Annotated in this window: 7 protein-coding genes; 2 read left to right on the top strand and 5 right to left on the bottom strand. The window is 42.3% G+C overall.

The window, feature by feature from the left end:
* Window positions 1–358 (bottom strand): helix-turn-helix domain-containing protein (locus tag DYP60_RS12615; protein ID WP_133299346.1); only part of this gene is annotated, 358 nt, incomplete at its 3' end.
* Window positions 359–582: 224 nt separating this feature from the next.
* Here DYP60_RS12615 and DYP60_RS14060 point away from each other — a divergent pair.
* On the top strand, window positions 583–792 hold the full coding sequence (locus DYP60_RS14060) for a hypothetical protein (protein ID WP_133299345.1): 210 nt from the start codon (window positions 583–585) through the stop codon (window positions 790–792).
* Between the two features lie 121 nt (window positions 793–913).
* The gene (locus DYP60_RS12610) at window positions 914–2203 is read left to right on the top strand and encodes an ATP-binding protein (protein ID WP_117331374.1); all 1290 of its coding nucleotides are present in this window, start codon (window positions 914–916) and stop codon (window positions 2201–2203) included.
* A 510-nt stretch (window positions 2204–2713) separates the two neighbouring features.
* Here DYP60_RS12610 and DYP60_RS12605 read toward each other — a convergent pair.
* From DYP60_RS12605 to DYP60_RS12590, 4 genes are all read right to left on the bottom strand, one after another.
* Window positions 2714–5503: a TOTE conflict system archaeo-eukaryotic primase domain-containing protein gene (locus DYP60_RS12605; RefSeq protein WP_165849573.1), complete on the bottom strand. Its 2790-nt coding sequence runs from the start codon at window positions 5501–5503 to the stop codon at window positions 2714–2716.
* 47 nt (window positions 5504–5550) lie between these two features.
* Window positions 5551–5895, bottom strand: a complete 345-nt coding sequence (locus DYP60_RS12600; protein WP_117331372.1) for a cupin domain-containing protein — start codon at window positions 5893–5895, stop codon at window positions 5551–5553.
* Window positions 5896–5999: 104 nt separating this feature from the next.
* Window positions 6000–7349: an RNA-binding domain-containing protein gene (locus DYP60_RS12595; RefSeq protein WP_117331371.1), complete on the bottom strand. Its 1350-nt coding sequence runs from the start codon at window positions 7347–7349 to the stop codon at window positions 6000–6002.
* A 108-nt stretch (window positions 7350–7457) separates the two neighbouring features.
* Entirely contained in the window at window positions 7458–9893 is a 2436-nt protein-coding gene (locus DYP60_RS12590; protein ID WP_117331370.1) for a LuxR C-terminal-related transcriptional regulator, read from the bottom strand.
* Window positions 9894–9920: the final 27 nt, after the last annotated feature.

Here is a 9920-nt window from a genome sequence, read left to right as displayed (position 1 = left end):
GGAGTTTCTTTATCTGCTTGTTTGCGCCAGCGATGGAATCAGTCTGCTCCAGTGAAAAACTGGAGAATTCGTTAGAATGACTCTTTGGAACAGGAACCGCCGAAGAGGTCACACCTAGGGGCTTTGCTTTCACACCATGGAAAAGATACTCCTTGGTGGTATTGAACTTCTCAGCGATCAGATCGCAGAGAGCAGCGGATATGATTGCACCTTTCTCCACCCTGGAGAGATGCCCCTGAGACATATTCAGCCTATGGGCGAAATCTTTCTGACTGAGGTCATGCGAGACCCTCAATTCCTTGATCCTTTTACCTACTTCTTCATAGTTGGGAACTTGAGCATTACCAGTTTCCTGCATAGACGATTCTCCTTATAGAGTGATTTCAGCAATCTATAAGATTATTAACGCATATATAAAATTCAATGTCAAGTATATAAATAATATTCTTTAGTAATATTTTATTGAAATACCTACCATCTTTCCCAGCGATCTCTTTTGTTTCACTTTGTACTTCCATGCTCTATACAATGCTGTTTATTAGCATACATGTACAAAGTTTTCAGTAGGTCACATCTTCGTCAATGAAAGGTATCAATACCTCAAGGCAAGAGCTGAATTCAGGAGGCGTTGCCTCCTTTTCCGCCCCAAGGGACGGGGTATCTCACCTTGCTTTCCCTGCACTCGCTCGGCAGAGGAACCCTTATACTGATTCCTTTCCTCTCGCTCCGTTGGGGAATCAATATTTTATATCTGTGTACAATCGTCCATCGAATTTATTTTACGTTTCATAAATACGGCAATAGTGCCACTTTTTTGTAATATAAAATTTTTCATATTGTATTTAATACAATTTAATGCTAGTATTATGTAATAAATATGGCAATATTGCCACTTATATTAAATGGAGAATATATGGAAATCCAGAGGTCCAAATATCTTTCAGCCCTCATAGCAAGGAGGCACAACGGATTTGTAAAGGTCATTACAGGAATCAGAAGAGCAGGGAAATCCTATCTCATGAATACCCTCTTCTACCGATATCTGATATCAGATGGTATAGACTCAAAACACATAATACGCTTCGCTTTCGATTCTGCAGACGACCTGGCATCCATAGGAGAAAATATTGAGGCCTTTTCCATCAGGAAAGTCAATCCTATGAAATTCATGGATCACATAAAAAAAACCATGACGGACGATGGAATGTATTATCTTCTGCTTGACGAAGTACAGCGACTGGAGAGCTTTGAAGCAGTGCTTAATGGATATCTGAGAAAATCTAATATAGACATCTACGTTACTGGAAGCAATTCCAAGTTCCTTTCATCAGATATATTGACTGAGTTTGAAGGGCGGGGAGATGAGATCCACGTGTTTCCCCTTGTATTCTCTGAATTCTTTAGCGCAGGAGATTCCTCCCCTGAAGAGGCCTTTGATGACTACATGACATATGGGGGTCTTCCGGCTATCGTTTTAATGAAAACAGAAGAGCAGAAAGCTTCTTATCTGGAAGCCCAGATGAAACGAGTATATTTGAAGGATATAATTGCGCGATACAACCTTGATCCTGATTCTGAAATCAGTGAGTTGGTGGAGGTCCTTGCTTCAGGTATTTCTTGTCTCACAAATCCAACAAAACTATCCAACACGTTCAAGTCAGCAAGAAAATCTTCATTGAGTGTTGCAACCATAGCAAAGTATATTTCCTATCTTCAGGATGCTTTCATCATCAACAAAGCCCAGCAATATGACATCAAAGGTAAGAGATACATAGCCACTCCATTCAAGATCTACTTTGAGGATGTCGGGCTGAGAAATGCGCTTCTTAATTTTAGACAGGTTGAACCAACTCATCTGATGGAAAACATCATATTCAACGAGTTACGATATCGTGGATATCGTGTCGATGTTGGAGTGGTAGAATACCGTGAAAAGGATAACGAAGGTAAGGACAGAAGAAAGCGACTCGAAATTGACTTCGTTGCTAATCAAGGAAGTAAACGATACTACATTCAGTCTGCCTATGCCATACCTGATGAAACCAAATGGAGACAGGAAACCAACTCATTCGACAAGACACACGATTCATTTAAAAAGCTTGTAATTGTGGATCGATATCAAAAACCCAAGCGGACTGAAAAGGGATATGTGACGATGGGATTGACAGAATTCCTTTTGGATCCCAACAGCTTGGAAGCATAACAGCAATCTCGAATAAAAGGTATTGGAAACGGTAAGGTGTTTTTACCTTCCCACGGTAAGGACTTTACCATATTTTCGGTAAGCAGTTTTTAGGCTCTTGTGGTATGATATGCACCCATAGAAGGTGACACTTTCAAGACCAAGCGCACCAGGTCGTGGTGACACTAGAATTGTCCTCTGCTCCCTTTCCGGGTAACAGTCTTGTCTCGTCAGCACCTGCTGACATTCTAGCACCTTTCTCCAATCTGTCAATCACCGATGAACACGGGACTGAGAGGAATCAGGGCAACAACTTCGTGACAATCGAAAGGCTAAAGCACGAAAAGCTGTTCAACCCGCCAGAACTGAGATGGGGAGAGGGGGTAACAGCTTGAAGTCACTATTTCTTAAATACAGCCAAGTCCTTATCCAAAGAAATTCCAAGTAGAAATATTGAGATGTAATCATTTCTCACTTCTGTATATGACACCGCTTCTGTGAGGTATCTTTGATCATCCATGCACACTACCGTTAAAACAACGAGGGATTCTTGGTAGCCTCATCATACACTCTGAAATCGGCTGCATAGGTAGGGTCTTCAAGACGAAGCATTGTATTCCCTTGATAAATCTTGCCAAATAGATGGATGCTTCCATACCAGAGAATACGTTCATCTATCAGCAGGTAATTTACTACTTCCACTTCACTCAGTTGAACAGTGATTCCTATTTGCTTAAGGCGATGAATAGTTTTTTCATTACTCGATTTCATGATTCTCATACAAATTCTGATTCTTTGAGCTACTCTTATCAGAAGTGGAATCATCGCCTGCAACTTCTCATCTGATAGGAAAGGGATAGAGAAAAATATCTCTCCATTTGCAGTCTCTATATCCTTTAGCAGCATCTCCCAATACGTGTCCACGGTATATATCAATTGAGTCTTAGGTTTCTGTCCGCATTGTGTAATTGAGAATCCCAACTGTTTATAAGCATTCACTCGCTTGTTAAACATTCTGGCAAGAACAGGAATTCTAAAATCAATATAATCAAGGACAACAACTTCTACTTTCCCTTCATAAAAACGACACAACCTACCTACATATTGGATTACATTTCCCTTCCATGCGATGGGCGAGGCAAGTACGAGTGTATCAAGTTGAGGAAGATCAAAACCTTCCCCGATGTATTTTCCCGTTGAAAGAATCAAAGCTTGCTTCTTCTTTCTTGTCATTAATTCTAAATACGACTGTACTTGCTTCTTGGTTTTTGCTGATTGACTACCCGTCATCACCAATACTGAATTCCCTTGGTTTTCAAGCAAAGATCCTAATAGCTTGAGCTGTTCCAAACGGTTGGACAGAACAAGAATGGACCGTCCTTGACCCAATTGAGTTAATATATCTGAGGCAATAAGCCTGTTACGATCTTTATCCTGTGCAAGACGCTCATATAATTCCTGGATTTCCAGATGCTGGAAATCACACCTAAATGGAGAGAATCGCGCACTAATAATACCAGATAGCTTATTCTGCTTAGCCCAACTCGCTTGGTCTACTTGATAAAGAATTGGACCACATTGCATGAAAATAATATCGTGATGGCCATCATTTCTAATTGGTGTTGCAGTTAACCCGTAAACATAGGTAGCTCTGACAGACTTGAGCACTTTTTCATATGTAACTGCCGCTACATGATGACACTCATCAACAATAACCATCCCGTATGAATTTAATATCTTCATATTCTGTTCTTGGGAGAGGGAATTAACGAGTGCAATATCAACTACCCCAGTCAAGGTATTCTTGCCTCCTCCTAACAAGCCGGGCCTAACCGAGAGAAACTGTGAAAGACGATCCTTCCACTGATTGAGTAATGGTTTTGTATGCACGATAACTAACACATTACACCCGTGTTTTGCAATAAGATTAGAAGCAACCACAGTTTTACCAAAGCCTGGAGGAGCAGAAAGTATACCCCTCTCTTCCCTAAGCATTGCTTGCAATGCCTCTCGTTGAGGATTTTGCAGTGTAGCAGAAAAATTGAATAAAATCGGGGTCCCGTGTTCTCTTCTATCTTCAATTTCTATTCGTAACCCTGCTTGCAGGAGAGCCTGCTGTACAGCATCCAAACATCCTCGTGGGAGATTTATGTATCGGTTCTCTATCAGTTCAGCACAACAGATAATACGAGGCTTATCCCACGTGCTAAGACGCATCCGCTCTGCTTTATAAAACTCAGGATTATGGAAGGACGCAATCCGCTTCAAAGTATTCACAAGTGGTGAAGGTAATCCAAATGTATCGATTTTTATGCCACTCTCCAATAAAAGGGTTACCGTTCCAGATAATGCATTTTCTTGTAATCGAGGAAGGGATTCTAGACTCGGCAGTTCTCCTGGACCATTGAAACCTACCTGCCCAGTGTTGAAAGCTGGACCAATGTTATTCAAGAAGGAAGTAATCTGTTCTTCATCAATTTTTCGGGTCTTCTGTATGGCGATCCATGGATTTAGAATTGGATTCAAGTCCTTATCAAGAAAAATAGTATTACCTTGCTTGCGTGATTCCCCTTCAAGAGGTAGTGCAATCAAGCTACCAAGACCATTCTTGGTAATACAATCTTGGGAAGGGAAAATACGATCATATGTTCGCATAGGGAGGAAAGCTTGCTTTTCCATGGAAAGCGTAATCAAGCTGCTACAGAATTGTCTGGCCTTCTTTGCTTTAATAGCATTGCAAAAGAAAAACCAGATATGAGCACCCTTTCCAGATTGTGAACGCTCAATCAGATACGGAAAACCATATAAGTCAATAACCTGAATAGATTGCATCACATCCTTCTGCCAAGAATCACCATCAAAATCAATCACAGCAAAATAACATTCATCATCGTTTACAATGATATACAGACCAAAAGAATTATCTTCTCCATTGTTATCTTCTTTTGTGAATAAGTGACGCACAAGCACCTCATCAGTAAGGGGCTCATAGGGAGAAATCCCTGTAGGAGCTGATACAATATATCGATGCTTAGCATCATTCCACTTCATATACCTACGTTGGCTTACTGGACTATATTGTTTCTTTCCCTGTTTATTGAACCATCGTTGTGCATATACATCAGTACGCCCTCGGAAGTAAGCACGATAAAGTTCAAGCCTTTTTAACTGTCTTTCTTTTACTGTACTTTCAACAACCTCGGTGTCATAGATAGCCTGCGATGCTTGCAACAGAGATCGTAATCGTTCATTTTCTGAGCGTAACGATTTATTCTCCAGTTGGAGTTTTCTAATCATCTGGTCTTTTACGTCACGCTCCATCATGACTCCTACTTGAGTTTAACAACCCTATAAGCAATAGATTAATGCTATATTTCAAAATTTGTATGGTATCTCACCCCTACAAAATCTTCCCTGTATGGAGTGAATACATCCAGGACCACTCCCTTCTCCAGGCAGATGGTCCCGTGCTTTACTTCTGGTTCAAAAACTAGGGTATCTCCCTTAGAAACCTCTACAGGCTTCCCATCGATGGTAAAAGTAAAAGATCCCTCAAGAACATAGGTCAACTGGGTATGGGGATGCGAGTGAACGGAACCAACTCCACCTGTCTCGAAGTGGACTTCCACTGCCATGATTGTTTCATTGTAGGAGAGAATCTTCCGCTTCACACCCTCAGCCACTACCTCATACCCTGCTTGTGTTGAACTCATAAGTAACTCCTTCCCTCCTGCTAGTATGCCGGAGCAATACAGTGAATGCAACTACGATTAGGTCATCTTATTACGAGGGAATGCTTGAAGAATAATGTTGATCCTTACCCCCCAAGGGGAATATATCGAGTAAATTTCCCACAAGTCTGTTGCGTGAGTTGTCCTTCAGCACATAGCTCCTTGAGCAGCCTAAATGCTTTTGTTGTCTTCAGCCCGACAAGGTCTTCCACTTCTTTCCTGGAAATGGAACCTCTTGCTTTAGCATGGTATAGAATGGATGCCTTCTCCGTATTCAGAGACTCCCCAACGCTATCCTCACGATGATCATGTTTCTGGGTATACGTGCCTTCTTCATTGCTATTTGGGAGGACACAGGAGAATGCACCTTCCGCAGCTTTAAATTCGGGTTTTCTTAGATATTTCTTATAGAGATGCATAATCTTTCGAATCCCAGTCCCATAACTTTCCACTAGCTGTAGACGATAAAACACTGAAGCCAAATTTGGATTTCTCGACTGAGAAACTCCCATTGTTATTGCCTCCATGGAAAGGCCTCTCACCAAACCTCCAAGAGAGATAAATTCGATACGATCATCAAATACGTTTATAATCGTACTTCCTGAAAAAAGATAGTCACGGTGAATAATGCTATTCAATAGTGCTTCACGGATAGCTTCTTGTGGATAATCTAAAGTATCTTCTCGCAACAGCCCGTTGAATCGTGCTCTTGTTTTATTGTAAGTTGCAAGAAATCTATACACATCTGAAAGCTGTTTCAGTACAGATCCAGAAAATTCTTTCCTATCACGAAAGACTGCAGTATCCCGACCCTGAAATACAGCCACCTTACAGGTATACGAACATTGGTCGGAAAGCAACATGGCAAGATTGGTAAAAAGTTTATCCGAGCCTATCATTTTCAGGGTTTCCATCTGGACTGGACCAAAGGTAATTTGTCGCTTATCCATTTCATCTTTCAGGGTCATGAACGTTAGTTCTTGTTCCAGACTTCTGCATGCTTCAAACGAAGTTCCTGATGTCTCCAGAAGTAAGCTACGAATACCACTTTCATTCATAGGAACACATGCAGTACCGACTCTAGTGTAGACACCACCTGGCTTGAGTCCAATTCTAGCAAGATAGTAAGGGCGTTCAGTTCCTACCATTACGGACACCCTGACAACCCTTCTCTCTTCCAACGTGACTATCCTGAGGGATATAAATGGGGATGCATCGGGAAGAATAGCATCATGAATCAAGCTGGATAGCCGATTGGACGTGTCATCCGCATCATGAACACCGCAGACATTTCCATTGTCTTGTATCCCAATAAAGAGATCACCGCCCTCAGTATTAAGAAAGGCAACCAATGTTTTAACAACTGAGGGAGGGATTCTCTGGGGTCCCCTATCAAGTTCTTTGAATTCAATATCTATATTTTCAATGGTAGTCATGCTTGCACTTCCTTTCTTTCTTTCTTACTTTCCATTATAAACAGAAAGAAAAGAAAGTCAAAGAGATTCCACCTCATAAGACATTTGCTACCTTAACAATCACAGCTACTATAAAATACCTAGATTTTGGGCCTCGGCAACAGCCTCTGTTCGAGTACTTACCTGCAACTTTTCATAGACCCTGGACGCATGCCACTTCACTGTTCGTTCGGTGATATGCATCATATTTGCAATCTCCTTGTTCGTATATCCCTTTCCAACCAAATGCAGGACCTCTTGCTCACGATCAGTCAGGAGATGTACCTCTGTTTCTTGTTGAACTCCGTACAATTCCTGCAAGACAGAGATATGCTTCTTGCTGATCTGACTCCTTGAGAAATCTATTTGTTCAGGTTCATAGACACCATACTCCAAGGAAAGGATAATCGAAAGCAACAACCGATGTTTCAGCTTGAGCTCTGCCTGCAAAGAATCATAGAGAGACACAGCTTTCTCATGTTGTCCAGTCATCTGGTAGTATCCAAGGACTTGTCGTTCTTCCAGCACAAAGAGGTCAAAAAGGGTGTACTGTTGTGCTTCCTTCTCGTGGTGTTTATGCACCCACACCTCCAATGCGGGAATATCCCCAACGCGTCTGTATGCCATGGCATACATCGCCTCAATGAAGCGGTCATCTATGGAAGTGACATCATACTCATAGGCTTGCTTGCCTGCATCGCGAAGCAACTGTACTGCTTCCTCATGACGATTGGTCACAATATAGAACTCAATAAGTGCCAATTGTGCATGAAGAGAGAGATAGAACGAGTATCCCTTAGCAGAGGCAAGCCCCTGCAACAAATACCTCTCTGCATCATCTCTCTTCCCTGAATAGAGACAGAGCAAGCCCTTGCCTATCCAGGCTATGCTACAAGTAGTGGTATACCCAGTCTTCTCATTATCATATCCCAATCTCAGAGCCTCATCAAAGGATTGCCCTGCTTGTTCAAACAACAAGAGATCAAGTTGGATGGAACCTATCTGCCCAAGCAGCACAAGGGAAAGTGCATCGTGTTGCTTGATCCCAATGGTTCGTATTGACTCCTGCAGATGGCCATAGACCTGTTCAAGATCTTCCTCCGTTCCAAGAGGCAAGGAAGCGATGAATATGCTGATAAGTGGACGCAGGTAAGTCAGCTCATCAAGAAGCTTGCTCAATAGTTTCTCTGCATGATAGAAATCCCGTTGGAACAAGAGATCAATCCCATCAAGGATGGATAAAAGGTCAACATCCTGCATTTTCTTCCTCAGTCTGGACGACTGTATCCGTGCAATCCTGTCCAGCACATGCTTTGCAGTCCATCCCTTGCGGATTCCGCTGAGAATCTCCAGTAACAACAAGGATGCATACCGCTCTATTGATGTTTGGGGTAGTTGCTCGATCACACCGGTGATGAAATCCAGATATCCATCTGACAACAATGTTTCACAGTGATCATCGAGAAGGCTGGCAACCAAATCATAGTCTTCAATTCCAAAGGCCATCAAAATCGCTTCCCGATATAAGGTTGCTGCAAGGAGATCTGCAACTGCCTGTTCCACTGCATGCGCTGTTCTTCTATTCTTTCCTGTTTTTAAACGATTGAGCACAAAGGAGCGAAAAAGCGGGTGAATGAGAACTAAACCATCACCAGACATTTCAACAAACAGAGATTTCTCCACCAGGAGCATTATCCCTTCCTTGAGCTTCGTTTGCTCCTTCTCGAGGGAAACCGTTCCAAGCAGTGCAATATACGCAAGTGCTGTTTCCGCTTTCTTGGGAACCTCATCCCATATGGGTAGGAAATACGAATCAAGCCCCCGAATTCTCCCTCCCACCTGTTCACGGTGCTGAATCGCCCCTTTGGCAAAACAGGCATTGAGTAACAACGGGGAGCCCCACGTGTTTTCAAGCATGAGCGCCAATACATCGTCATCGATATCATCGGCAAAATATGCAGCTAAACGTCTTACTTCCTCCTGTGTGAATGCAAGATCATCTCGGGTGATTTGCAACACTACACTAAAATGCATGGAAGCTTTTGGGAAGACGCTGACATCTGTTCCGATAAGTAGGAGATGAACCGTTTCGGGCAGATATGCAGTGAGAAAGGAAAACCAGAAAGCGATGTGTCTATGGTTCAAAAACTCAACATCATCAAATACAAGAAGCCGTGGAGCACTGCTTTTTCCCAAAAGCTCAACCATTCGGCTAATCTGAATATCAGCTGGTTCATCAGTCTCTGCTACATGTGGAAGCAGGGAGGTGAGCATTTGGCTCAGGCGGGAGGCAAATGCTTTAGGATGATTATCATCAGGAGTGCATTGCATGAATGCATACCTATACTTTTGAGAAGCAAGGAACTGAGCAACTGCTGTTGTTTTTCCATAACCATGGGGCGCATGAACCAGAGTAGTCTGGTAATGCAGAGAGAGTGCAAGCTTCTCATCCATCCGAGGTCTTTTTACCAAAGCACTTCGTGAGACAGAAGACAGTGTTGCTTTTCCCGCTTCATACCCGTTCATATTGCCTGTAAGTATAGTTTAAAACCT

Source organism: Sphaerochaeta halotolerans, assembly GCF_003429665.1.
Taxonomy (GTDB): domain Bacteria; phylum Spirochaetota; class Spirochaetia; order Sphaerochaetales; family Sphaerochaetaceae; genus Sphaerochaeta; species Sphaerochaeta halotolerans.
This window is presented reverse-complemented; position numbering and strand designations above follow the sequence as displayed.